At 60.5% G+C, this 23,727-nt stretch carries 22 protein-coding genes; 18 read left to right on the forward strand and 4 right to left on the reverse strand.

Annotated features, from left to right (window positions below):
• The first annotated feature begins 1 nt into the window (after nucleotide 1).
• The 14 genes from waaC to KGB25_RS18805 all read left to right on the forward strand — a co-directional run bounded on the left by waaC (nucleotide 2) and on the right by KGB25_RS18805 (nucleotide 14,793).
• Nucleotides 2-1,063, forward strand: a complete 1,062-nt coding sequence (gene waaC / locus KGB25_RS18740) for a lipopolysaccharide heptosyltransferase I (protein WP_223436200.1) — start codon at nucleotides 2-4, stop codon at nucleotides 1,061-1,063.
• On the forward strand, nucleotides 1,063-2,187 hold the full coding sequence (locus tag KGB25_RS18745; RefSeq protein ID WP_008027854.1) for a glycosyltransferase family 4 protein: 1,125 nt from the start codon (nucleotides 1,063-1,065) through the stop codon (nucleotides 2,185-2,187). Before waaC ends, KGB25_RS18745 begins: the two co-directional genes overlap by 1 nt.
• Nucleotides 2,184-2,990, forward strand: coding sequence for a lipopolysaccharide core heptose(I) kinase RfaP (gene rfaP, locus KGB25_RS18750; protein WP_008040354.1), 807 nt, complete (start codon nucleotides 2,184-2,186; stop codon nucleotides 2,988-2,990). The genes KGB25_RS18745 and rfaP overlap by 4 nt, the downstream gene beginning before the upstream one ends.
• Complete coding sequence (locus tag KGB25_RS18755; RefSeq protein ID WP_008040356.1) at nucleotides 2,990-3,724, forward strand: lipopolysaccharide kinase InaA family protein; 735 nt, start codon at nucleotides 2,990-2,992, stop codon at nucleotides 3,722-3,724. Before rfaP ends, KGB25_RS18755 begins: the two co-directional genes overlap by 1 nt.
• Nucleotides 3,721-4,473: a lipopolysaccharide kinase InaA family protein gene (locus tag KGB25_RS18760; RefSeq protein ID WP_008040359.1), complete on the forward strand. Its 753-nt coding sequence runs from the start codon at nucleotides 3,721-3,723 to the stop codon at nucleotides 4,471-4,473. Before KGB25_RS18755 ends, KGB25_RS18760 begins: the two co-directional genes overlap by 4 nt.
• The gene (locus KGB25_RS18765; protein WP_223436201.1) at nucleotides 4,473-5,924 is read left to right on the forward strand and encodes a lipopolysaccharide kinase InaA family protein; all 1,452 of its coding nucleotides are present in this window, start codon (nucleotides 4,473-4,475) and stop codon (nucleotides 5,922-5,924) included. The genes KGB25_RS18760 and KGB25_RS18765 overlap by 1 nt, the downstream gene beginning before the upstream one ends.
• Nucleotides 5,925-6,161: 237 nt before the next feature.
• Nucleotides 6,162-6,497, forward strand: a complete 336-nt coding sequence (locus KGB25_RS18770) for a YceK/YidQ family lipoprotein (RefSeq protein ID WP_223436203.1) — start codon at nucleotides 6,162-6,164, stop codon at nucleotides 6,495-6,497.
• A 174-nt stretch (nucleotides 6,498-6,671) separates the two neighbouring features.
• Nucleotides 6,672-8,429, forward strand: a complete 1,758-nt coding sequence (locus KGB25_RS18775; protein ID WP_008040362.1) for a carbamoyltransferase — start codon at nucleotides 6,672-6,674, stop codon at nucleotides 8,427-8,429.
• Nucleotides 8,413-9,543, forward strand: a complete 1,131-nt coding sequence (locus tag KGB25_RS18780) for a glycosyltransferase (RefSeq protein WP_223436205.1) — start codon at nucleotides 8,413-8,415, stop codon at nucleotides 9,541-9,543. Before KGB25_RS18775 ends, KGB25_RS18780 begins: the two co-directional genes overlap by 17 nt.
• Entirely contained in the window at nucleotides 9,543-10,439 is an 897-nt protein-coding gene (locus KGB25_RS18785; RefSeq protein ID WP_192226904.1) for an antimicrobial resistance protein Mig-14, read from the forward strand. Before KGB25_RS18780 ends, KGB25_RS18785 begins: the two co-directional genes overlap by 1 nt.
• An 8-nt stretch (nucleotides 10,440-10,447) precedes the next feature.
• On the forward strand, nucleotides 10,448-11,878 hold the full coding sequence (locus tag KGB25_RS18790) for a PIG-L deacetylase family protein (RefSeq protein WP_192226905.1): 1,431 nt from the start codon (nucleotides 10,448-10,450) through the stop codon (nucleotides 11,876-11,878).
• Nucleotides 11,875-12,831 carry a glycosyltransferase gene (locus KGB25_RS18795; RefSeq protein WP_008027864.1) on the forward strand — a complete coding sequence of 319 codons (957 nt, stop codon included), beginning with the start codon at nucleotides 11,875-11,877 and terminating at the stop codon, nucleotides 12,829-12,831. The genes KGB25_RS18790 and KGB25_RS18795 overlap by 4 nt, the downstream gene beginning before the upstream one ends.
• A gap of 38 nt (nucleotides 12,832-12,869) precedes the next feature.
• The gene (locus tag KGB25_RS18800) at nucleotides 12,870-13,637 is read left to right on the forward strand and encodes a hypothetical protein (RefSeq protein WP_008040375.1); all 768 of its coding nucleotides are present in this window, start codon (nucleotides 12,870-12,872) and stop codon (nucleotides 13,635-13,637) included.
• Nucleotides 13,638-13,641: 4 nt separating this feature from the next.
• Nucleotides 13,642-14,793, forward strand: coding sequence for an O-antigen ligase family protein (locus tag KGB25_RS18805; RefSeq protein ID WP_008040383.1), 1,152 nt, complete (start codon nucleotides 13,642-13,644; stop codon nucleotides 14,791-14,793).
• A 42-nt stretch (nucleotides 14,794-14,835) separates the two neighbouring features.
• On the opposite strand, the gene KGB25_RS18810 is transcribed toward KGB25_RS18805, so the two are convergent.
• The gene (locus tag KGB25_RS18810) at nucleotides 14,836-15,477 is read right to left on the reverse strand and encodes a hypothetical protein (protein WP_008040384.1); all 642 of its coding nucleotides are present in this window, start codon (nucleotides 15,475-15,477) and stop codon (nucleotides 14,836-14,838) included.
• A gap of 115 nt (nucleotides 15,478-15,592) precedes the next feature.
• On the opposite strand from KGB25_RS18810, the gene msbA reads away from it, so the two are divergent.
• The 4 genes from msbA (at nucleotide 15,593) to hldE (ending at nucleotide 20,407) form a co-directional block, all read left to right on the forward strand.
• A complete protein-coding gene (msbA, locus tag KGB25_RS18815; protein WP_008040387.1) occupies nucleotides 15,593-17,392 on the forward strand; it encodes a lipid A export permease/ATP-binding protein MsbA in 1,800 nt (599 codons plus the stop codon).
• Between the two features lie 185 nt (nucleotides 17,393-17,577).
• The gene (locus KGB25_RS18820) at nucleotides 17,578-18,282 is read left to right on the forward strand and encodes a sulfotransferase family 2 domain-containing protein (protein WP_223436207.1); all 705 of its coding nucleotides are present in this window, start codon (nucleotides 17,578-17,580) and stop codon (nucleotides 18,280-18,282) included.
• Nucleotides 18,275-18,880, forward strand: a complete 606-nt coding sequence (gene cysC / locus KGB25_RS18825) for an adenylyl-sulfate kinase (protein ID WP_192226909.1) — start codon at nucleotides 18,275-18,277, stop codon at nucleotides 18,878-18,880. The genes KGB25_RS18820 and cysC overlap by 8 nt, the downstream gene beginning before the upstream one ends.
• 102 nt (nucleotides 18,881-18,982) lie before the next feature.
• Nucleotides 18,983-20,407, forward strand: coding sequence for a bifunctional D-glycero-beta-D-manno-heptose-7-phosphate kinase/D-glycero-beta-D-manno-heptose 1-phosphate adenylyltransferase HldE (gene hldE, locus KGB25_RS18830; RefSeq protein ID WP_008040393.1), 1,425 nt, complete (start codon nucleotides 18,983-18,985; stop codon nucleotides 20,405-20,407).
• A gap of 137 nt (nucleotides 20,408-20,544) precedes the next feature.
• On the opposite strand, the gene KGB25_RS18835 is transcribed toward hldE, so the two are convergent.
• The 3 genes from KGB25_RS18835 to KGB25_RS18845 are packed head-to-tail and all read right to left on the reverse strand — an operon-like array spanning nucleotide 20,545 to nucleotide 23,531.
• Nucleotides 20,545-21,513, reverse strand: coding sequence for a hypothetical protein (locus tag KGB25_RS18835; protein ID WP_008040396.1), 969 nt, complete (start codon nucleotides 21,511-21,513; stop codon nucleotides 20,545-20,547).
• Between the two features lie 33 nt (nucleotides 21,514-21,546).
• Nucleotides 21,547-22,359 (reverse strand): aldo/keto reductase, encoded by an 813-nt coding sequence (locus KGB25_RS18840; protein ID WP_008027882.1) that lies wholly within the window; start codon nucleotides 22,357-22,359, stop codon nucleotides 21,547-21,549.
• Nucleotides 22,356-23,531, reverse strand: a complete 1,176-nt coding sequence (locus tag KGB25_RS18845; RefSeq protein ID WP_192226910.1) for an NAD(P)/FAD-dependent oxidoreductase — start codon at nucleotides 23,529-23,531, stop codon at nucleotides 22,356-22,358. The genes KGB25_RS18840 and KGB25_RS18845 overlap by 4 nt, the downstream gene beginning before the upstream one ends.
• Nucleotides 23,532-23,727 lie beyond the last annotated feature (196 nt).

A 23,727-nucleotide genomic window follows, 5' to 3' on the forward strand; every position in this document is an offset into this window, starting at 1 on the left:
TTTGCGGGTTCTGCTGATCAAGACTTCTTCGCTGGGCGACGTGATTCATGCGTTGCCGGCGTTGACCGACGCATCCCGGGCGATTCCCGGCATCACGTTCGACTGGGTGGTGGAAGAAGGTTTCGCCGAGATCCCGACCTGGCACCCGGCCGTGGGCAAGGTGATTCCGGTGGCGATCCGTCGCTGGCGCAAGAACATCTGGCAAACCATCAAGAGTGGCGAGTGGAAGCGCTTCAAGCAAAGCGTTCGCGCCACGAAATATGATCTGGTGATTGACGCGCAAGGCCTGTTGAAAAGCGCCTTGCTGACCCGCTACGTCAAGGCGCCGGTGGCGGGCCTGGATAAAGGTTCGGCGCGGGAGCCGATCGCTGCGCGTTTCTATGATCGGCGCCTGGCGGTCGCCCGTGGTCAACACGCGGTGGAACGAGTGCGTCAGCTGTTCGCCATCGCCTTGGGCTACGACTTGCCAAAAGGTCTGGGCGATTACGGCCTGAACGTCGAGCGCCTGGTGGAATTGCCGCGCAAGAATCCTTACGTGCTGTTCCTGCACGGCACCACCTGGGACACCAAACACTGGCCTGAAGCCTATTGGCGCGAACTGGCCGAGCGCGTTGGCTATCTGGGCGTCGGCGTGAAGCTGGCGTGGGGCAGTCCGGCCGAGAAGGCCCGGGCCGAACGCATCGCCAAAGACATGCGTCACGTTGAAGTGCTGCCCAAGTTGAACCTGGCGGGCATCGGCAAAGTGCTGGCCGGTGCGCAAGCGTGCGTGGCGGTGGACACCGGTCTCGGTCACCTCGCGGCCGCACTCGATGTGCCAACGCTGTCGCTGTTCGGTCCGACCAACCCTGGCCTGACCGGCGCGTATGGCAAGGCACAGATTCACATGGCCAGCGATTTCCCCTGCGCACCCTGCCTGCAAAAGAAATGCACCTATCAACCGACGGCCGAAGATGCCCGCCGGTTTGACCTGAAGCGCGAGTCGCCGCTGTGCTTCACGCGTTTGAATCCCGAGCGTGTCGCGACCCGACTGAGCACGTTGTTACTGGCTGAGGAGCTGCGCTGATGCAATTGGCATTCGTCTTGTACAAGTACTTTCCGTTCGGGGGCTTGCAGCGCGATTTCATGCGCATTGCCCTGGAATGCCAGCAGCGCGGTCATCAGATTCGTGTCTACACGCTGATCTGGGAGGGCGATATCCCGCCGGGTTTCGAAGTGCTGGTGGCGCCGGTCAAGGCGTTCTTCAATCATCGTCGCAACGAGAAACTCAGCGAGTGGATGGAGGCCGATCTGGCCAAGCGTCCGGTGGACCGTCTGATCGGTTTCAACAAAATGCCAGGCCTGGACGTCTACTACGCCGCCGACGGCTGCTTCGAAGACAAGGCGCAGAACCTGCGCAACTCGCTGTACCGTCGTTGGGGCCGCTACCGGCACTTCGCCGAGTACGAGCGTGCGGTGTTCGCCAAGGACGCCAAGACTGAAGTGCTTATGATCTCCGAAGTCCAGCAGCCGCTGTTCATCAAGCATTACGACACGCCGCTGGAGCGCTTCCATTTGCTGCCGCCGGGCATTTCTCAGGACCGTCGCGCGCCACCGAATGCGGCTGAGATTCGTGCCGGGTTCCGTCGTGAATTCAACTTGCAGGACGACGAGTTGTTGCTGGTGCAGATCGGCTCCGGGTTCAAGACCAAGGGCGTGGATCGCAGCCTCAAGGCACTGGCCGCATTGCCCGCTGACCTGAAGAAACGCACCCGGCTGTTTGTAATTGGCCAGGATGACCCCAAGTTATTCCAGGTGCAGAGCGCCACCTTGGGGCTCGGTGACAACGTGACGTTCCTCAAGGGGCGCAGCGATATCCCGCGTTTTCTGCTGGGTGCCGACCTGTTGATCCACCCGGCGTACAACGAAAACACCGGGACCGTGTTGCTCGAAGCCCTGGTGGCCGGGTTGCCGGTACTGGTCAGCGCCGTGTGCGGTTACGCTCATTACATCGCCGAGGCCGACGCCGGCCTGGTGCTGGATGAACCCTTCGATCAGGCGCAACTGACGCAATACCTGACCAGCATGTTGAACGACGCTCAAGCACGGGCGGCCTGGAGCCGCAACGGTCTGGCCTTCGCCGAAACGGCCGACCTCTACAGCATGCCGCAACACGCGGCCGATGTGATTCTGGCGGAGCACGCTAAATGAAGTTGATGCTGGCTGAACCGTTCAAGAGCCTTTGGGCCGGACGCGACCCGTTCGCCGAAGTCGAAGGCTTGCAGGGCGAGGTTTATCGCGAGCTGGAAGCGCGCCGGACCTTGCGCACCGAAGTGAACGGCCATGGTTTTTTCGTGAAGATCCACCGTGGCATTGGCTGGGGCGAGATCTTCAAGAACCTGCTGACCGCCAAACTGCCGGTGCTCGGTGCGGGCCAGGAGTGGAAAGCCATTCAGCGCCTGCAGGAAGTTGGTGTACCGACCATGACCGCCGTCGCCTACGGTGAAAAGGGCAGCAACCCGGCGGACCAGCATTCGTTCATCGTTACCGAAGAGCTGGCGCCGACCGTCAGCCTCGAAGATTTCAGTATCGACTGGGTCAAGCAACCGCCGGAGCCCAAACTCAAGCGCGCGCTGATCGCCGAAGTCGCGCGCATGACCGGCATGATGCACCGCGCCGGGGTCAACCATCGCGACTGCTACATCTGCCACTTCCTGTTGCATACCGATAAACCGGTGACCGCCGACGATTTCAAACTTTCGGTGATCGACCTGCACCGCGCCCAGACCCGCCCGACGATTACCCAGCGCTGGCGTAACAAGGATCTGGCGGCTCTGTACTTCTCGGCCCTGGACATCGGCTTGACCCAGCGCGACAAATTGCGTTTCCTCAAGGGCTACTTCCAGCAACCGCTGCGCCAGGTTCTGTCGGAAGAAGCGGGGCTGCTCGCCTGGCTGGAAGGCAAGGCCAACAAACTCTACGACCGTAAACAGCGATACGGGGATGCGCTCTGATGTCGGGCTGGAAACTGGAACCTGCTTATAGCGAGCTGGCAGAAGATTTCGGCAGCCTCGAAGCGGTGTTTGCGCTTAAGGGCGAGCGACTGACTCACGACCCATTGTCCGAAGTCATCCGCGTCAATCGCAATGGCGTCAACTATTACGTCAAGCGTTACGTCGGCGCGGGCAAGGGCTTGCGCCGTTATCTGGGCAAGCCGCGGGTGAAAATGGAGTGGCAGAACCTCAAGCGCTTCGCCAAATGGGGCATTCCCACTGCTGAAGTGGTGGCCTGGGGCCTGGAGCGGCGCGGTGCGGCGTACGCTCGCGGGGCGATGATTACCCTTGAACTGCCGCAAACCGTGGACCTGTCCATCCTGGCTGAACGGCATGATCCGAAATTGGCGGACCGCGCCTGGGTCGATCATGTCAGTCGGCAATTGGCCGGTTACACCCGGACCATGCACGACCACCGCTTCACCCATAACGATCTGAAGTGGCGCAACCTGTTGATCGACGACCAGGCCCGGCTGTTCCTGATCGATTGCCCCAACGGTAATTTCTGGCGCGGCTTCTGGCTCAAGTACCGTATCACCAAGGATCTGGCGTGCCTGGACAAGGTCGCCAAGTATCAGCTGTCGGCGACTCAACGCCTGCGCTTTTACCTGCAATACAGCCAACGGACACGACTCAATGCCGCCGACAAAAAACGGATCCGGCACGTGGTTAGATTTTTCGAGGGACGCGAATGACTGATTTTCTGGCTGCTGAAGACCGTGCGCTACTGGAGCGCCACGGCCTCGGCAACTTCGATGCGCTTTGGGCCAGGCAGCTTGATGCTGTGGATGAGCCCAACACCGTGCGCGGTGGCTGGAGCAGCGTGTTTCGGCTGGATCTTGAAGGTCACGGCTTCTACCTCAAGCGGCAAAGCAACTACCAGATGCGCACGTTGCATGCGCCGTTTGGCGAACCCAGTTTTGCCCGGGAATTTCGCAACATCAGTCGTTATGAAAAGCTTGGCATTCCGGCGCTGAAAGCGGCGTTCTTCGGTGAGCGCAAAGTCGAGGGCGAAGTCAGGGCGATTCTGCTGACCCGTGCGCTGGACGGTTGGGATGACCTGGATTCGCTGTTGCAGCGCTGGTCGGAGTTAAGTGGCGCGCAGCACTCGGCGATTTTGCAGGCGTGTGGCGAGCTGGCTCGGCGCCTGCACGCGGCGCGTCAGGTTCATGGCTGCTTCTATCCCAAACACATTTTTCTGCGGGCCACGGGCGACGGTTACCAGGCCCAATTGATCGACCTGGAGAAAACCCGGCCGCTGCTGTGGGGCCGACGTGACCGGGTCAAGGATCTGGAGCCGTTGACGCGGCGGGCGCCCGAGTGGAGCGATGCGCAGGTACGTGAATTGCTGGCCGCTTACCTGGATCAATCGCAGGACAGTTCGCTGATCGACAGCTGGCTGGCGCGACTGACCGCGCGGCGCAGCCACAAGGAGGCGCGCTGATGCGTTTGTCCGAACTGAAAAACACCGGCCGTAGCCCGGCTCTGCCGCTGAGCGTTTCACTGGCCGATGCCGCCGGTCCTGCCGAGTTGCAATTGTTGAGTCTGTTGCGGGTGTTGCCGGGCCAGCGTTATGTCGGCGCCGGTGTCTGGCGTGGCCGTCCGGTGCTGGCCAAGTTGTTGGTCGGCACCAAGGCGGCCCGGCATTTTCAGCGAGAACTGGACGGTGTGCGCTTGCTCGCCGCTCAAGGTCTGACCACGCCGCAGCTGCTGGCCGACGGCTTGAAGGACGGCGAGGGCGGCTGGCTGCTGTTCGATTTCCTTGAAGGCGCCGAGAGCCTGGGGGATACCTGGAAACAGGTCGAGCACTTGCCGGTGCTCGCGGATGGGCAAGGGGCCGTGTTGGCCGAGGCGTTGGGCGCGATCGGCCAGATGCACCGCAAAGGGCTGTGGCAGGAAGACCTGCACCTGGACAACCTGCTGCGCCAGGGCGGTCGACTGTATCTGATCGACGGCGCCGGGATCTGTAGCGAAACCCCCGGCCAGCCATTGTCGCGGCAGAAAGTCCTGGAAAACCTCGGGGTGTTTTTCGCCCAGTTGCCCAAGGCGCTGGAGCCTTTCACCGAAGAATTGCTGGTCTATTACCTGCTGAGCAATGGCGAGCATGCCTTGCCCATGGAAGCGTTGCAGAAACAGATCGACAAGGTCCGCAGCTGGCGCCTGAAAGACTTCCTGATCAAGGTCGGACGCGAATGCACGCTGTTCAGTGTGCAGCGCGGGGCCTTCGGGTTGCGGGCGATTCGTCGCGAGGAAGAAGCGGCGATGTTGCCGGTGCTGGAACGGGCCGATGCATTGCTCGATCAGGGCCATCTGTACAAGACCGGCGGCGCGGCGAGTGTCGGAAAAGTCGCGGTGGACGGTCGGACGCTGGTAATCAAACGCTACAACATCAAAGGCTTTGCCCACTGGCTCAAGCGCTTCTGGCGCCCGAGCCGTGCCTGGCACTCATGGCGCGAAGGCAATCGGCTGGCATTCCTCGGTATCGCCACGCCGAAACCGCTGGCCGTGCTGGAAAAACGTTTTCTCTGGTTGCGCAGCCGGGCGTATCTGGTGACCGAGCATTTGCCGGGCCCGGACATCATCGAGCGGTTTGCGCCGTACGTTGAAAGCGGTGAAGCGCCCGAGGCAGAGCTGGTGGCACTGGATCAGTTGTTTGCAGAACTGATTCGCGAGCGGATCAGTCATGGCGACTTCAAGGGCCACAACCTGTTCTGGCAGGAAGATCGCTGGGCGCTGATCGATCTGGACGCGATGCGTCAGCACGGCTCGCTCGCCAGCTTCGCCCCGGCGTATGCGCGGGACCGGGCGCGGTTCATGCGCAATTGGCCTGAGAGCAGCGCGCTGTATCAGGTTATCGATCAGCGGCTGCCCAAAGAAATCGCCAGCGCTGCCTGAATCGGACCTTCGGTCCTATCGTCGGAACGCCGCCCGGAGCCGGCTCGCTCCCACATTGGATTTGTGTTCACAGTAAATCAATTGTGGGAGCGAGCCTGCTCGCGATGGGGCCGGCACAGCCACCGGAGATCAGGCGGACAAGTTCTTATGAAATGTCCTACATGATCCCCAGACCCCATGAACTGTGCCCTGAATAGCCGCAATGCTAGTTTGCCTGACGTTCATGGAGGGCAAATCTTGACGATCAAAACGGCTGTTCTGCTCGGCACATTCTCACTGGCGCTATCTGGCTGCGGCACCGCCGTCACCGTCCTGCAAAATGACGAAGACGCGGCGCGTGACCTGCGCAAACAAAAAACCTACTGCCAGTCCATCCCGCGAATCTACAGCGGGATGGCCTACGATTTTTGTGTGCTGAATGCACCGCCGGACCCCACGGGTTTTCTTGTACCACTGGTTTTGCTGGACCTGGCGTTGTCCGGTGCACTGGACACCGTTGCCTTGCCGTACACGATTTACCGGCAGGGGACCGATGGCAATCTCAGGATTTACTGGCGGCCGGGGCGCGGATGATCCTGGCCGTGCGTCCTGGCCTTGGGTCATGTTTACGCCGCTGATAACCGTAGGGTCATTCCCGGCATGTTTACGCTATAATCCCGCCCTTTAGCTGTCTCTCGCCCCTTGCGAGGGCACATTAATTTTTGAGGCGCGTTGCGCCTGCATGCAGACTAAAGAGGCTAGACCCCTGTGGCATTGACGATTCTTGGCCTGTCCGGCGCCCTTAGCCATGATCCTTCCGCAGCCTTGTACATCGACGGCAAGCTGGTCGCGGCGGCTGAAGAAGAGCGCTTTGTGCGCGATAAACATGCAAAGAACCGCATGCCATACGAATCGGCGAAGTTCTGCCTCGAGCAGGCGGGCATCAAGCCGTCCGACGTTGACGTGGTTGCGATTCCGTTCGCGCCGATCAGCCTGTTCGGCAAGGCACGCTGGCACTACGCCAAGCGTTACTGGTACGCCCCGGACCGCGCCCTCGACGCGATCCTGATGGGCAACCGTCGCTACAAGCGCTATCGCAACAAGATCGTCTGGTGCCTGGAGCAACTGGGCTTCGACCCGAAGAAAATCAAGATCGAGCCCGTCGAGCATCACCTGGCTCACGCTTCCAGCGCTTACCACTGCTCCGGTTTCAAAGAGAAAACCGCGATCCTCGGCATCGACGGCAAGGGTGAGTACGCCACGACCTTCTTCGGTTACGGCGAAAACGGCAAGATCCACAAGATCAAGGAATTCTTCGATCCGGATTCCCTCGGCGGCCTGTACGGTGCGATCACCGAGTTCCTCGGTTTCGAGATGCTCGACGGCGAGTTCAAGGTCATGGGCATGGCGCCGTACGGCGACGCCAGCAAGTACGACTTCTCCCGCCTGGCCTCGTTCGAGAACGGCGAGCTGGTGATCAACACCGACTACGCCAACGTCATCGGCCTGCGCCGTTATAAAGAGAAGGGCAAGGGTTTCTACTTCTCGCCGAAGCTGATCGAGTGGCTGGGTCCCAAGCGCGAAGGCGACATCGCCGACGAGCCGTACATCCACTACGCCGCGAGCATGCAAGCGCTGTTCGAGAAACTGGCGTTGCAGATGATCGACCATTACCTGGGCGACGTACTCAAGGAAACCGGCAAGCTGGCCTTCGCCGGCGGCTGTGCGTTGAACGTCAAGCTCAACCAGAAAATCATCGCCCGTGACGACGTCAAAGAGCTGTTCGTCCAGCCTGCGTCCGGCGATGCCGGCACTGCGGTCGGCGCGGCGGCTTACGTGTCTCACGCCCGTGGCGTGCCGGTCGAGAAGATGGAACACGTCTACCTCGGCCCGTCGTACAGCAACGAAGACGTGCTGGCAGCATGCGCCCGTCACCCGAGCAAGCCGGTATGGCGCAAGCTCGATAACATGCCGGAAAACATTGCCAAAATCATGGTCGATGGCAACCCGGTTGCGTGGTTCCAGGGTCGCATGGAGTTCGGTCCGCGTGCCTTGGGCGGTCGTTCGATAATCGGTTGCCCGAGCGCGACCGGCGTGGCTGACCGCATCAACCACCAGATCAAGTTCCGCGAGCGCTGGAGGCCTTTCTGCCCGTCGATGCTCGACACCGTCGCACCGCAGATGATCAAGATCGATCACCCGGCGCCGTTCATGACCTTCACCTTCGAAGTGGCTGAAGAGTGGAAAACCCGCGTGCCGGAAGTCGTCCACGAAGACGGCACGTCCCGGGCCCAGGTGCTCAAGCGCGAATACAACCCGCGCTACTACGACATGATGAAGGCGCTGGAAGTGCTGACCGGCAACGGCGTGTCGCTGAACACTTCGCTCAACCGTCGTGGCGAGCCGATGATCTGCTCGCCAACGGATGCCCTGAACATGTTCTTCGGCTCCGACCTGCAGTATCTGATCATGGAAGACATCCTGGTGGTCAAAGAGGGCGCGGACGCATATGACACGCTCGGCTGAACGCCATGTGCTGCAGTTCTGTCACGGCTATGACGGGCCGTTTCTGGACTGCGCCCGGCAGTACGCCAGCCTGTTCGCGGGGACCGGATATCGAGTGACCACGGTGTTTCTGACCGGGGTTGCAGACAGCGAGGTTGCCGCGGGCTGTGCTTCCGATGAAGTGTTGTTCATGGAATACAGCTCCAAGGCCATTCGTGGCCTGAAGCTGGGTGCCATCGGCGATCTGCGCAAGATCGCCGCTTCGCGCAACTTCAGCTTCTGCATCGCTCATCGTTTCAAGCCGATCTACATCGCCTTGTTGGGCACTTCGTTGCCGGTCATCGGTGTGCATCATGCGTTTGATGACTACAAGCGCGGCACTCGCAAGCTCTTCGCCCATATTTTCCGCAAGCGCCTGAGCCTGCTCGGGGTTTCCGACGCGGTGCGCGATGACATGCGCGGTTGCTTGCCGAAATGGCCGGCCGGGCGGATTCAGACACTCTATAACCGCATCGATGTGCAAACCTTGCAAGACAGCCAGGTGTCCGCTCGTGAAGCCCGGGAAACCTTGGGGTTGTCGATGGATGCCTGGGTTGTCGGCAACGTCGGGCGGCTGCATCCGGACAAGGATCAGGCCACGTTGCTGGAAGGTTTTGCGACGGCTCTGCCGGGTTTGCCGGCTAACAGCCAACTGGTCATTTTGGGTACCGGTCGGCTGGAGCAGGACCTCAAGGCCCAGGCCCGCGAGTTGGGCATTGGCGATCGCGTACTGTTCCTTGGGCAGGTGCCCGAGGCTCGGCGTTATTTCCGTGCCTTCGATGTGTTTGCCCTGAGTTCCGATCACGAGCCGTTCGGCATGGTGTTGCTGGAGGCCATGGCTGCCGGCGTGCCGTTGCTCGCCACGGCGTGTGGCGGCGCGAAGGAAGTGGTGGAAGGCGTTGGCATTCTGTTCCCGTTGGGCGATGCCGGGCACCTGGCTCAAGGGCTGCACCATCTGGCCGCAATGGATGAGCAACAACGTCGCCAGTGCGCCGAGCTGATGCTCGACCGCCTGCGTGAGCGCTTCTCCGACCGTGCCGTACGCGATGCTTTCTGGCGTTTGCCACACGTTACCGAACTGGCGCCGAGGGGCTGATGCTCAACCGACTACAAGGCTGGCGCGAGCGTGGCTGGGCGGTGGTCGATGCCTCGACATACGCCGAGGCCTGGCACCGTTATGGCGGCAGCGTCGCGACGCATCCGATGGTCGTCGAACGACTGGCTCATTTGGCCGGCATTCCCGTGCGCTATCTGGCCTGGGCGCAAAACGGTGACGTCCAGGCAGCCATCCCGACCTGGGGGCGCGACCTTGCCTTGTCCAAGGACGTGCTCAAGCGCAACGGTAAAAAAGGCCTGTTCGACCTCGGCAATGCCGAGCTCATCCTGCCAGCCGCTGCTGATACCCAAGCGCCCCTGCGCCATCGCGCCCGTTATCTGTCAGCACTGAATGAAGGCCGCTTCGCAGGCATCAGGTTGCAGGCTGAACAATTGGCCATGGCCCGCACTCCGGAAGAGCTGTCGAAGAAGTTTCGCTACAACCAGCGCCGCGAATTGCGCTTGCTGGAGGAGGCGGGCGGCGTGGTGCGGCCGGTCAGCGAGTTTTCCAGCCGAGAACTGGCCGCGATTTATTGCGACCTGTTTCAGCGTCGCTGGGGCTTTGCGGCCACCGGCGCCGAGCGCATGGGCGAAGTGATCGAGTTGCTGCGTGATTTGTTGATCGGTTCGGTGATTTTCCTCAACGACGCGCCGATCGCGATTCAGCTGGTTTACCGTGTCGAAGCGCCGCAATGGATCAGTGTCGAGTACATCAATGGTGGCGTGGACCCGCAAACCCGTGAATTCAGCCCTGGCAGCGTGCTGAGCTTTCTCAATACGCAAAGTGCCTGGGAGCATGCGCGAGCGCTGGACAAGCCCCTGCGCTTCTCCTTCGGTCGCGCCGATCGTGAATACAAGGATCGCTGGTGCAATCCTGTGCCAGTCTTCACCGTATGAGCCAATCCATGAGCCGTAAACAGCAATTGCTCAAGCGCCATCGGCGCCAGAAACGCATCGGCCTGCTGGTCGCGCTGGTGCTGTTGATTGCCATCGGCGTGCTGGTGGCCTGGTGGTTGCCGCTGATTCTGGCGGTCCTGGGCTGGATCGCTCACGAAGCATGGTTTGCCGACCATTTGTTTTATTCGCCCAAAGACGATTACGAGTACAGCTTCCCGCCCTATACCCAACAACCCAAGGTTCACCTGGACGGTGAGCATTTGCGGCTGGATGACGGCGTCATGCTGGTGGACGACGCGACCCTGGTGCTGGCGTTACGGATCAAAAGCACCTGGCTGGGGCGCTTTCTCGATCCAATAGTGGAGCTGTCGGGTGGCGACAGTCCGGACCGGCAAGTCTTTGAGCGTGGTGTGAGCGGTCTGCGTTACCTCAATCTCAGCGGCCAGGCGCAGGTTCTGTCCAAAGGCGAGTTGCGTTTGCGCGGGCGTTTCTGCCGATTGCTCGGCGAACCGGTACTTTGGGCGTTCGAACATCCGGATTACAGCAATCGGCGGGTGATGGTGATCGCGCCCCATGCCGACGATGCCGAATTGGCCGCGTTCGGCTTGTACAGCAGTGCCAGCGAAAGCTGGATCGTGACCTTGACCGCCGGTGAAATCGAGGCCGAACACTATCAGCAGATGGGGCTCAAAGGCGTCGAAGCATCCCGCTTGAAAGGTTCGCTTCGCGCCTGGGACAGTATCAGCGTGCCATTGTGGGGCGGCGTACCTCAGGAGCGCTGTGTCCAGCTGGGCTACTTCTGTCTGCAGTTGCCTGCCATGCAAAACGCGCCGGCCGAGGCCGTGTTGTCCCGCGAGGCGCAACTGGGCGATACCCGTTATTTTCGCCGATTCAATCCGTTCGCCCTGGGCAGTGACGTGGATGGCGTGCCGTCCTGGAACAACCTGCTGGCCGACCTGAAAGAGCTGATCGAGCGCATTCAGCCCCAGGTCATTGTCTTGCCGCATCCGCGCTTTGACCCGCACCCGGACCACCTGTGTTCGCAACAAGCAGTGATGCAGGCGCTGGGCGGTACAGCCTGGCAGCCCGAGACTTTGTTGCATTACGCCAATCACCTGCACGATAACGATCGCTGGCCAATGGGCGATGCCGGTGCGGGTGTGGCGATGCCTCCGCAGATCAGTGCCGAAGAGCCATTGCGCCCCTGGTCGCTTTGCCTGTCGACCGAAAAACAGTGGCACAAGGCCATGTCGTTGGGCATGATGCACGACCTTCAGCCGCGACTTCCCCTCAAGCGTTTACTCCGCCGGGCGATACAACGTTGCCTGGCTGCCAGGCAATGGCCGGCTTTCGGCGAAAACGAGTTCTTCCGTAAAGCGGTGCGACGCCATGAATTATTCTGGGTCCATGAGCTGTCGGGAAAGAGAGAGACCAATTGAAAGTTCTGTTTCTGGTGCAGAAAGAGCAGCGAGCGATCCTCGACCGGCTGTATGACGGTATCGCTGAGCAGTGCGAGTGTGACAAGCGCGAATTGACCAGTGAGGAACAGGACGACTTGCGTGGCTACTTTCGCAAGCACGTAGATGTCTCTCGCTATGACCGGATCGTGTTCTTCCTGCGCTTCAAAAAAGAAATCAGACAGGTGAGGTTCATACAGACCCTGCCCAATCTGGTTATTCTGGAACACGATGCGTACCAGAATTACATTCCGTGCAAGTACACCGGAAAGTTCAGCGCCCATTACCGCAAGTTGCCCTGGGCGCGGGTGATCAGCTCGGGTTACATGGTCAGCCAGCGCCTGTGCGATGAAGGCTTTGACGCGCATTTCGTGCCCAAGGGCTACGATCAGGCGCTGTTGCAGAACCGTCAGCGTGAACGTGACATCGAACTGGGTTTCGTCGGCAGCCTGAACAGTGTTGCCTATGCCGGACGCAGGGCGATGCTCGAGTCCGTGGCCGAAGTCGAAAACCTGCTGATCACGCGCACCAAGTCGGGTGAGGAATACTGCGAGACGTTGAGCCGGATCCGTTATTTCGTGAGTGCCGATGTCGGCATGGGCGAATACATGATCAAGAATTTCGAGGCTATGGCCTGTGGTTGTGTGTTGTTTGCTTACGATCAGGGCGAAGAAGAGAATCGCGCATTGGGTTTTGTCGATATGCACAACATTGTGCTTTATCGAACGCGCGATGAATTGAGGGAAAAACTCGCGGTGTTGCGTGAGTCCCCGCAACTGACCGAGTCCATTTCATTGGCCGGGCAGGCTCTGGTAGAGCAGCGTTACACCTTCCGCGCCGTTGGGCATGCGATTGTCGACGCCCTGCGCGCGCCGCTACGCGAGCACGTTCCGCTGGGCTGGAAAGAAAAAATACGCTTAACGCTCGGGCTGTGAAGCCGGCGGTCAAACCACTAATGGAGCGGTGTAAATAAATGCTGTTCAGCGAGACTAGCGACATTTCGGTCGTCATCACCAGTTGCGGTCGCTTCGATTTGTTGAAGCGAACCCTGGAGACGTTTGACCGGTTCAATACGGCTCCCATCCGCAAGGTATTCATTACCGAGGACTCCGGCGACAGCGCCGTCGAGGCCTGCATTCCGGAGCACTGGCGGGCGCATACCCGGTTCTTCATCAACAATCCGCGACTGGGCCAGCTACGATCCATCGATGCGGCCTATGCCGAGGTGCAGACCTCGTGGATTTTCCACTGCGAAGATGACTGGGACTTCTACCGCGAAGGCTTTATCGAAGAGTCCCAATGCTTGCTGGAAGAAGATCCGCAAGCCTTGCAGGTGTGGCTGCGCAGCTTCAATCATGACCTCAAGGTTCACAGTCCTTATGTGTTTTTGAACGAGCGCAAAGTCAGCCACGGCATTCCTTTCTATGTGCTGGGCTCGCACAAGGCCGACTGGCAGGGCTTCTCCCTGAACCCGGGCTTGCGACGCCGTGCCGATTACCTGATTCATGCACCGTACTCCGCTTTTTCCGGAGAGAAAGACCTGTCGCGCCTGTATGCCGGCGAAAACCGCTATGCGCTGATTCTGGAGAACGACGCGGTACTGCACACCGGTTTCGGTGAGCACGTGGTGGTTCCACAGGAGCGGCAAAACAAGTTAAGGCGTAAACGTCTCGATCGAATCAAGCTGGTCGTGGCCCTGATTCTTGGTGTGGCAATAGGTTGGGTAGTCAATGGAATTTAGCGGCATGAAGCCAGGAAAAATCACCATCACGTCGTACTTCGGGGCAGCACTTTGCTTGTTCCTGTTGAGTTTTGTGGTGGGCTGGTCTTCGAAGTGGACCAACAACCTGTATTACGGCCTGATGGTTTTGCCTGGGCTGGTCTTTCTGGTCAAGGAGCGCGGGGCAGGCCTGTTCAAGCTCCCGTTGGCGCTGGGGTGGCTGGCTTTCCTGTTGTGGTTTCTGGTTCCGGCGACGATTGCCGGACATGCGCAGTTCTTCAAGCACATTTTCTATGTGCTGATGTTCGTGATGGTCGTGGGCGCCCTCACCAATCCACAGTTTTTCCGCAGCTCGGCCTTCGTTCGTGCGCAGTTCTGGGTCCTGACGTTGTACGTGTTCAGTTCGGCGATCTACGCCTGGGTGACCGGTGAGTATGCCGTCGGCATCCGTGTCGGACTGCTTCCAGGGCGTCTGGAAAATGTCATCTATGCCAGTATCTGGCTGTTCTGCGCATTGGGGCTGGCGCTGCCGATGTGGGTCAAGGAGCGGAGGCTGATCGAAGGTGGCCTGGCTGTCTTCCTGGCGGTGTTCGCCGTGGTCTTTGTCATGCAGACACGCACCGCGTTGGTGGGCGGAGCCTTCCTGCTGGGCGCCTGGCTGCTTTACGCGCTTTACAAGAAGCCGCGGCTGGTGGGCAGTGCGATGGCGGTTGGCCTGGTGATTCTCGGTCTGTTGTTCTGGATGGTGCACAACGAGCTTTGGTTCCTGTCCCTGTGGAACCGGGGTGATTCGTACCGCATCGAAATCTTCCACATCATGATCGGCGAGTGGCGCAACTGCGGTTGGGCGCTGGGCTGCGGCATCGGTTTCCATACTGAACAGTTGCTCGATGGCACGATGCCGATCCAGCATCCGCACAATATCTTCGTGGCCATGGGGCTTTACGGCGGTGCGGTGGCGTTGCTGCTGTTTGTCGGGTTGATGGTGGCTTCGCTGTGGCAAGCCTGGCGTCTGCGCGATGCGTGGGGTGTTTACCTGGCGTGTGCGTTGGTGATGCTGAACTTCGATGGAAGTTTGCTGATCGGCAACCCGGACGAGTTGTGGCCACTGGTGTTGCTGCCTTCGGCGATGATTCTCTCGCGTGTATTGAAAGCGCGACGCCAGGCACTGGCGTAATGCCTGACCTTCGCCTCCTCCCCGGAGGCGAAGGTGTCCAGATCATTTTTGCAGGGCGATGCTCAGTTCTTCCGCAGAGCAAACGCTCTGGGTCTGGCCATAATTCTGCATGAACACCTCACCGCGATCGTCGAGCAACCACTGGCGATCCTGCGGGTAACGCACCATATGCTTGAAGTTGCGCAGCCGCAGGGTCTTGCGCAGCGGACGGCGATAGACCCGCATATCGGCAATGTCGATCAAACCCAATTGATGCTCGGGCGTCAGCACGATGTTGCCCAGGTGCGCCGAGCGGAAATAGATCCCGCGCTCATGCAGGGTCGCCATGAAGGCCCCCAACTGGCCGCGCAGCGGATCAGCGTCGCCTTCGTCGTCCAGCAACTGGCGCAGGGTCTGACCCGGTAACGGATCGTAGTGCACGGCATCGCGCTCGATACTCGCGATGCGGTAGACCTGACGAATCGACGGGCAGGGAATGTGCCGTTCACGCAATGCATCACAATTGTCGGCAAAACGTTTGGCGTACGGATACCAGGCGGCCGACGTCAACAGACGCTTGCGGCGGAACAGCTTGAGGATCGAGCCGTCCGTCAACCGCAGCACCTTGTCTCCCGAACCATCCGCTTCAAGGACTTGTGCACCCTCGCGCAGGGCGAGGTATCGGGTGTGGTCAAGCGCTTGCATCAATACTCCGGGGTCGACGCCGTGAGGCATGGATAGCCGGCCATATTACCGCAGCTCAGCGACTAAAATGGCCTGTGTTACACTCGCGGGCTCTTTTCTCATACAACGGGTTCTCATGACTAGCCCTGATTCGCCTGCGCCGTCGAGCTTGAAGATTTACCTGCGCCTGCTGTCGTATGTGCGCCCGTACTGGGGCCTGTTTGCCATCAGTATCATTGGCTTCGTGATTTTTGCCTCGACACAGCCGATGCTGGCCGGGATTCTCAAATACTTCGTCGACGGCTTGAGCAACCCCGAAGCGGTGCTGTTCCCGAATGTTCCCTACCTAAAAGACTTGCAGTTGCTGATGGCCGTGCCGCTGCTGATCATCCTGATCGCGGCATGGCAAGGCCTGGGGTCGTTCCTGGGCAACTATTACCTGGCCAAGGTCTCCCTCGGTCTGGTCCATGACCTGCGCGTCGAGCTGTTCAACAAATTGCTGGTTTTGCCCAACCGCTATTTCGACACCCATAACTCCGGGCACCTGATTTCGCGTATCACCTTTAACGTGACCATGGTCACCGGTGCTGCCACGGATGCCATCAAAGTGGTCATTCGCGAAGGCCTGACCGTGGTGTTCCTGTTTGCCTACCTGTTGTGGATGAACTGGCAACTGACCCTGGTGATGCTGGCGATCCTGCCGATCATCGCGATCATGGTCAGCAGCGCCAGCAAGAAATTCCGCAAGCAAAGCAAGAAGATCCAGGTGGCGATGGGCGACGTGACACACGTGGCGTCCGAAACCATTCAGGGCTATCGCGTGGTGCGCAGCTTCGGCGGTGAAAGCTATGAAGAGCGGCGCTTTGCCGAAGCCAGTCAGGGCAACACCGACAAGCAATTGCGCATGACCAAGACCGGCGCGGTCTACACGCCGATGCTGCAGTTGGTGATCTACACCGCCATGGCAGTGCTGATGTTCCTCGTGTTGTTCCTGCGCGGCGATGCCACCGCAGGTGACCTGGTGGCTTACATCACCGCCGCCGGCCTGTTGCCGAAACCGATTCGCCAGTTGTCGGAAGTCAGTTCGACCATCCAGAAAGGCGTCGCCGGTGCCGAAAGCATTTTCGAGCAACTGGACGTCGAGCCTGAGATCGACACCGGCACCGTCGAGCGCGATCGCGTCAGCGGTCACCTGGAAGTGCGTAACCTGAGCTTCACCTACCCAGGTACCGACCGTGAAGTGCTGAAGAACATCAGCTTCACCGCGGCGCCGGGGCAAATGATCGCGTTGGTGGGGCGTTCCGGCAGCGGCAAGTCGACCCTGGCCAGTCTGATTCCGCGTTTCTATCACCATGAAACCGGCGAAATCCTGCTCGATGACGTTGAAATCGAAGATTACCGTCTGCGTAATCTGCGTCGCCATGTGGCGCAAGTGACGCAGCATGTGACCCTGTTCAACGACTCCATCGCCAACAACATTGCCTACGGCGACCTCGCCGGTGCGCCGCGTGAAGACATCGAAAAGGCCGCCGCGGACGCTTATGCGATGGACTTCATCTCGCAAATGCCGCAAGGCCTGGACACTCAGGTCGGCGAAAACGGCGTGTTGCTGTCCGGTGGTCAGCGTCAGCGTCTGGCGATTGCCCGGGCCTTGTTGAAGAACGCACCGTTGCTGATTCTCGACGAGGCGACCTCGGCGCTCGATACCGAATCCGAGCGGCACATTCAGGCGGCGCTGGATCAGGTCATGAAAGGTCGCACCACGCTGGTGATCGCTCACCGCTTGTCGACCATCGAGAAGGCCGATCTGATCCTGGTCATGGACCATGGGGAAATTGTCGAGCGCGGCACACACGCCCAGCTTCTGGCGCAAAACGGCTACTACTCGCGCCTGCATGCGATGGGGCTCGATGCACCGGCAGAAAACATCGCCTGACCCGACGCGAGGGTGAGCCTGGCTCACCCTCGCGCTCATCGACGTGCAATGCGTCCGGTGAATTGTATCCAGACCTTTACCTTTCTTGACCAAACCTGAATAAATCTCGGCAACGCGCTTGTTAAGGTTCCTGAACGAACTTTGACTTCAATCGAGGGGGCCATCCCCTTCGCGCGGGTGCTGCAATGTTGCAACGTTATCTCTGGAAGCTGTTGCCCAAGGCGCAACGGCAATTCTTGCTGGGGCGTCTGTCGGTCGTGGACCGTCAGGTGGTCAATCGGTCGATGTCGGCCAACCTGTGTTATCCCCAGCCTTTCACACAGCGTTCCTGTCTGTTCATTCACGTCCCCAAATGCGCCGGGAGCAGCGTCTGTGCGGCGCTGTTCGATGGTTGGAGCCCGGGGCACTTGCCTTTGTACTGGTACGAACAGCAATTTCCCGAGCAGTTTGCCGGCAGTTTCAAGTTTGCTTTTGTTCGCGATCCGCTGGAAAGGGCGTACTCGGCCTACGCATTTCTGCGGGGCAACGAGCTGAGCCTGCGCGACCGGCCCGCGCAAAAACTGGTCAGCCACTACCGCGATTTCGACGATTTCGTCGCTCGCTGGCTGCACCCGGAAACGATCCAGCGGCAGCTGCATTTCGCTGCGCAAACAGATTTTCTCACCGATTCCTTCGGGCACCTGGCGCTGGATTTCATTGGCTATCAGGAGCATCTGGAGCGCGACTTTCAGCGGGTGTGCGAGCAGGTGGGCGACGCGGTACCGCTGCCGCACATCAACAGCTCGCAGCAGCGGCGCACGGCGCCTGCCCGTGACTTCTGCTCGGTGCGCACCCGCCGGTTGGTACGGCGGGTGTACCAGCGCGATTACGAGATGCTCGGTTATGAATGAGGCGCTGTCGATGTCAGTCCCCGGGATCAGGCCTTATGCGTTGTCGCTGTCGATCAACGACCGTGCCGCAATCAAATCGCAGCGGCCGCGCTGCCTCTGGCTGACGGGGTTGTCCGGCGCGGGCAAGTCAACGCTGGCCAATGCCCTTGAGCTGCAACTCAATGAGCTCGGGCGGCATACCTTTGTGCTCGATGGTGACAATCTGCGCGCCGGTCTGTGCCGTGACCTGGGGATGGGGGCTGAGTGTCGTCGGGAAAATATCCGGCGCATGGCCGAGGTGGCGAGGCTGATGGTCGATGCCGGCCTGATCGTGATTGTTGCGGCGATTTCGCCGTTTCGGGCCGAGCGTGAAGCGGCGCGGCGCCTGTTCGCCGAGGGCGATTTTATCGAGGTGTATGTGAGCACCTCGTTCGCGGTATGCGCGCAGCGCGACCCAAAAGGCTTGTACCGGGCGGCCCGGCAAGGACGGATCAAGGATTTCACGGGGATCGACAGTCCCTACGAGGCACCGTTGTGCGCCGAGTGTGAAATCGACACGCAAACGCTGGAGATGGCAGACGCTTGCCGGCGGTTATCGGGTTTATTGCTCAATAAATGAGCAATAAACCCTGCAAAATCATCCCGTTGCAGCCGTCACACAAGCCCACGCCAACCCTGTGTTAATATCCCGCCCCTGTTCATTCTGTATGTGGGTTGCTCCATGAAGTTGTCCATGCCGCGATTCGATCAAGCCCCTGTCTTGGTGGTCGGCGATGTCATGCTCGACCGTTACTGGCATGGTGGTACCTCACGGATTTCCCCTGAGGCGCCGGTACCCGTCGTCAAAGTCGAGCAAATCGAGGACCGCCCGGGCGGTGCCGCGAACGTTGCCCTGAACATTGCCGCCCTCGGCGCACCGGCCTCGCTGGTCGGCGTGACCGGCGACGATGAAGCCGCCGACAGCCTGGCCAACAGCCTCAAGGGCGCTGGCGTACGGGCGTTGTTCCAGCGCATCGCGCACCAGCCGACCATCGTCAAGCTGCGGGTCATGAGCCGTCACCAGCAACTGCTGCGTATCGACTTTGAAGAACCCTTCGCCACCGACGCGTTGGCGCTCAGCGAGCAAGTCGATGAACTGCTCGAAGGCATCAAGGTGCTGGTGCTGTCCGACTACGGCAAAGGCGCGTTGAGAAATCATCAAGTGCTGATCCAGGCCGCCCGTGCCCGTGGCATTCCGGTGCTGGCCGATCCCAAGGGCAAGGATTTCTCGATCTACCGGGGTGCGAGCCTGATCACTCCGAACCTCAGCGAATTCGAGACCATCGTTGGCGGTTGCGCCGATGAGCATGAACTCGTGAGCAAGGGCGCGCAGCTGATGCACGACCTCGACCTCGGCGCGTTGCTGGTGACCCGCGGCGAACACGGCATGACCCTGTTGCGCCCGGATCATCCGGCGTTGCACCTGCCGGCTCGGGCCCGTGAAGTGTTCGACGTGACCGGTGCCGGCGATACCGTGATTTCCACCCTGGCGGCGGCGATTGCCGCTGGCGAGGAATTGCCTCACGCCGTGGCCCTGGCCAACCTGGCGGCAGGCATCGTTGTCGGCAAGCTCGGTACGGCGGCCATCAGTGCCCCGGAACTGCGTCGCGCCATCCAGCGTGAAGAAGGTTCCGAGCGCGGTGTGCTGGGTCTTGAGCAGTTGTTGCTGGCGGTCGACGATGCGCGTGCGCATAAAGAGAAGATCGTCTTCACCAATGGCTGCTTCGACATCCTGCACGCCGGCCACGTGACGTATCTCGAACAGGCGCGCGCTCAAGGCGATCGTCTGATCGTTGCGGTCAACGACGATGCTTCGGTCAGCCGCCTGAAAGGGCCGGGTCGTCCGATCAACAGCGTCGACCGTCGCATGGCGGTACTTGCCGGTCTGGGTGCGGTGGATTGGGTGATCAGCTTCCCTGAAGGCACCCCGGAAAATCTGCTGCGCGAGGTCAAGCCGGACGTGCTGGTCAAGGGTGGGGACTACGGGATCGACCAGGTCGTCGGCGCGGACATCGTGACGGCGTATGGCGGAACGGTAAAAGTGCTGGGGCTGGTGGAAAACAGTTCCACGACCGCGATAGTCGAAAAAATCCGCAAGTCCGAGTGATACCAAACTTTTGTAGGAGCTGGCTTGCCAGCGATGGCCTCAAGGGCGCCGCGTTTACTCAGTAGACACGCGTCATCGTTAACGACCATCGCTGGCAAGCCAGCTCCTACAGGGTTAGGTGTACGCCTGCTGGGTTTTTAGGAACTGACCTTCTTGCGCGGCACGATCTTTTTCAGCAATTGCTTCGCCTTCCCGCGCAACCGCGCCAAACCGGAATCTTTCCCCGGCGGGTTCAAGCCTTGCTGGCGCACCCAATCCTTCCAGCGAATCCGCTCATCGCGCACCAGCCAGCCTTGCTGCTGGGCAAAACTCTCTGCCAGATACAACCCGCGCGTGCTCGCCGGGTAAAGGTGATCCTTTTTCAGGGTATACAACTCGGCCATCGGCTGGCCGTCCTGCAACGGCATCAGGTACAAGTCGGGACGCTTGCGGTCGAGGCGGGCCACCAGTTGATCGCCCTCCAGTCGTTCGTCGACATGAAACAGGCTCAGGGATTTGGCTTCCTTGGGCACGTCCAGGCGCAAGTCATAGATCAGTTGCAGCGACGCGGTCGGCAGGTGCACGTAGGCGCGCGGTCGTTCGATCAACTGCAGGTTGGCGCAGCGCACCGGCCGCGCCGAGCCGGATAGCGGCGTCAGCCGAAACGGCAACGCCTCGCGATAGTGCAGCGCGGCGGAGTAGGGCGCCGGCAGCCAGGTGTCGTTGAAACGCCCGCCGAGCCAGCCTTCCGGCGTTTCCAGCAGGCACTCTTCGGCAATCTCCTGGATGGCGGTGTGCAGCGGCAGGTTCAGTTCGTGGGCCGGCACGTAACCGGAGATCAGCTTGAGCACCACATCGCCACGGTCTTGCCGACGCTGACGTACCAACACCCAGTAATCGCGATTCTGCCAATGCAGGGTCAGGCGCACCGAAACCCCGAGATTGGCCAACTCCACGGCGAACCGTTCGCTGTCAGCCACCGTCACCGGGCGGCGACGTTGCAACGTCTGGGAAAAATTCAGCGGCATCCCGACGCTTTGATAACTCAGGCCTTCGGGAGTCGCTTCGACGAATAACGGCAGGGTCTTGAAGTTGCTCGGGTTCTTTCTAATGAGCGTACGCGGCATGTCGGCTCCTGCTTAAGGCCGCGTGGGGCGGCATCAGTTGCTACGTAGGACCTGGGCAACGGTCGCGACGTTGTGGGCGAGGTGCAGCGGATTGATGGTCCCGACAATAGCACTGGCCACACCCGGATGTTCAAACAACAACTCGAAACTGGCGCGCACCGGATCCACACCTGGACTCAGGCAGACGTGACCGCTGGCGAGGGCTTTTTTGACCAGGATGGCTTTGCCGTGATCAGCAGCATAGTCAATGACCGGCTTCTCGTTCCGTTCGTTCAGATTGTAGGTGACCATCGCGCAATCACCTTGTTCCAGAGCCTTCAAGCCACCTTCTACGGTTTTGCCGGAGAAACCATAGCCACGAATCTTGCCTTCGGCCTTGAGCGCGGCGAGGGTTGCGTAGACTTCGCTGTCGTTGAGGATCGCCAGGTCGTTGCCGTCGGAGTGCACCAGCACCAGATCGATAAAATCGGTTTCCAGACGTTGCAGGCTGCGTTCCACCGAGAGCCGGGTGTGCGCGGCGCTGAAATCGTGGCGGGACTGGCCGTCGGCAAACTCTTCGCCGACCTTGCTGACGATCACCCAGTCCTGGCGTTGACCGCGCAACAACGGGCCGAGTCGTTCTTCACTGCGACCATAGGCCGGGGCGGTGTCGATCAGGTTGATGCCCAGGTCGCGCGTGAGTTTGAGCAGCATGCGCGCTTCGTCATCGTCGGGGATCTGGAAACCGTTGGGGTATTTCACGCCTTGATCGCGACCGAGTTTGACGGTGCCCAAACCCAGGGGCGAAACCATCAGGCCGGTGCTGCCCAGCGGGCGATGCAGGTCGTGCAGGGTTGGCTGGCTCATGGCAGCAGTTGCTCCCAGGCCGGGACGCCCATCGGCGGCTTCGGCAACTCGGGCAGCGGCGCCGGATGGCTTGGCTGGATGCCGTCACGTTGCAATGAGCTGATGACGCGGTCGGCAAAGTCCGGCGCCAGCGCCAGTTTGGTCGGCCAGCCGACCAGCAAACGGCCTTCTTCGGCAAGGAAGGCGTTGTCCGGTCGCGTCAGGCCCGATTGCAGCGGCTCGGCGCGGTCCACGCGCAAGGTCGCCCATTGCGCGGTGCTCAAGTCGATCCATGGCAGCAATTGGCCGAGTTCTTTTTGCGCGGTGGCGATTTGCTCGGCCGGTTCGCGGGCAACCCCTTCGGCCTCGGCGATATCGCCACCCAGGTACCAGACCCATTGGCCATCGGCGGCCGGATGGGTGGTCACGGTGATGCGCGGCTTGGTACCGCCCCCCAGGCAATGGGCGTACAGCGGTTTGAGGCCGGGGCCTTTGGCGATGATCATGTGCAGCGGTCGACGTTGCATGGCGGGCTTGGTCAGCCCCAGGGCTTCGAGTAGCGCTGCCGTCCCGGCACCGGCGCTCAAGATGATGCGTTGGGCGCGGATTTCACGCTCGTCGACCTTCAGGCCGACCAGAACGCCAGCGTCCAGCAACGGCTCGATCGTCTTCCCGGCGAGCAAGCCATCACCGGCCAGGTCGGCGAGGCGCTGAATCAGGCTTGGCACGTCGATCACCAGTTCTGCCAGGCGATAGACCTTGCCCTTGAAACGTTTGTCTTGCAGGGCCGGCGGCAATTGGTCGCCCTTGACCTGGTCGACGCGGCCGCGCACGGCTTTACTGGCGAAGAAGCTGGTGAGGTTGCCGGCGATCGTGCCGGGGGACCAGAGGTAATGGGCTTCGGACAACAGGCGCACACCGGACAAATCCAGTTCACCGTCACCGGCCAGGGCTTCACGCCAGCGGCGCGGCATGTCGGCGATGGCTTCCGAGGCGCCGGTCAGGGCGCCATGCAGCGCGTACTTGGCGCCGCCGTGGATGATGCCTTGGGACTTCAGGCTCTGCCCGCCACCGAGGGTGGCGCTTTCCACCAACACGGTCGAAAAACCCTGGCGGCGCAGGCGCGCGTTCAGCCAGAGGCCGGCGACACCAGCGCCGACAATCAAAACGTCGGTGGAAATAACGGATGGCATGCAGCGACCTCAGTGTTCAAGACGAGGGCGCAGTATACAGACTCGAAGAATGGAGGTTTTGCTGGCAATCAATCCATAGCCAGACACAAATCCTGTGGGAGTGAGCCTGCTCGCGATGAGGGCGGTACATTCAGCAGAGATGTTGGCTGACATACCGCAATCGCGAGCAGGCTCGCTCCTACAATGGATCGTGTTT

Origin of the sequence: Pseudomonas sp. BF-RE-21 (assembly GCF_019947305.1) — a bacterium.
GTDB classification, from domain to species: Bacteria; Pseudomonadota; Gammaproteobacteria; order Pseudomonadales; family Pseudomonadaceae; genus Aquipseudomonas; species Aquipseudomonas migulae.

Coding starts and splice junctions, on each gene's coding strand:
- KGB25_RS18745 (WP_008027854.1), top strand. CDS start 1,063: ATGCAATTGGCATTCGTCTTGTACAAGTACTTTCCGTTCGGGGGCTTG.
- KGB25_RS18755 (WP_008040356.1), top strand. CDS start 2,990: ATGTCGGGCTGGAAACTGGAACCTGCTTATAGCGAGCTGGCAGAAGAT.
- KGB25_RS18810 (WP_008040384.1), bottom strand. CDS start 15,477: ATGCAAGCGCTTGACCACACCCGATACCTCGCCCTGCGCGAGGGTGCA.
- KGB25_RS18840 (WP_008027882.1), bottom strand. CDS start 22,359: ATGAGCCAGCCAACCCTGCACGACCTGCATCGCCCGCTGGGCAGCACC.
- KGB25_RS18760 (WP_008040359.1), top strand. CDS start 3,721: ATGACTGATTTTCTGGCTGCTGAAGACCGTGCGCTACTGGAGCGCCAC.
- KGB25_RS18785 (WP_192226904.1), top strand. CDS start 9,543: ATGCTCAACCGACTACAAGGCTGGCGCGAGCGTGGCTGGGCGGTGGTC.
- cysC (WP_192226909.1), top strand. CDS start 18,275: ATGAATGAGGCGCTGTCGATGTCAGTCCCCGGGATCAGGCCTTATGCG.
- hldE (WP_008040393.1), top strand. CDS start 18,983: ATGAAGTTGTCCATGCCGCGATTCGATCAAGCCCCTGTCTTGGTGGTC.
- KGB25_RS18780 (WP_223436205.1), top strand. CDS start 8,413: ATGACACGCTCGGCTGAACGCCATGTGCTGCAGTTCTGTCACGGCTAT.
- KGB25_RS18790 (WP_192226905.1), top strand. CDS start 10,448: ATGAGCCGTAAACAGCAATTGCTCAAGCGCCATCGGCGCCAGAAACGC.
- rfaP (WP_008040354.1), top strand. CDS start 2,184: ATGAAGTTGATGCTGGCTGAACCGTTCAAGAGCCTTTGGGCCGGACGC.
- KGB25_RS18800 (WP_008040375.1), top strand. CDS start 12,870: ATGCTGTTCAGCGAGACTAGCGACATTTCGGTCGTCATCACCAGTTGC.
- msbA (WP_008040387.1), top strand. CDS start 15,593: ATGACTAGCCCTGATTCGCCTGCGCCGTCGAGCTTGAAGATTTACCTG.
- KGB25_RS18805 (WP_008040383.1), top strand. CDS start 13,642: ATGAAGCCAGGAAAAATCACCATCACGTCGTACTTCGGGGCAGCACTT.
- KGB25_RS18835 (WP_008040396.1), bottom strand. CDS start 21,513: ATGCCGCGTACGCTCATTAGAAAGAACCCGAGCAACTTCAAGACCCTG.
- KGB25_RS18765 (WP_223436201.1), top strand. CDS start 4,473: ATGCGTTTGTCCGAACTGAAAAACACCGGCCGTAGCCCGGCTCTGCCG.
- KGB25_RS18820 (WP_223436207.1), top strand. CDS start 17,578: ATGTTGCAACGTTATCTCTGGAAGCTGTTGCCCAAGGCGCAACGGCAA.
- KGB25_RS18845 (WP_192226910.1), bottom strand. CDS start 23,531: ATGCCATCCGTTATTTCCACCGACGTTTTGATTGTCGGCGCTGGTGTC.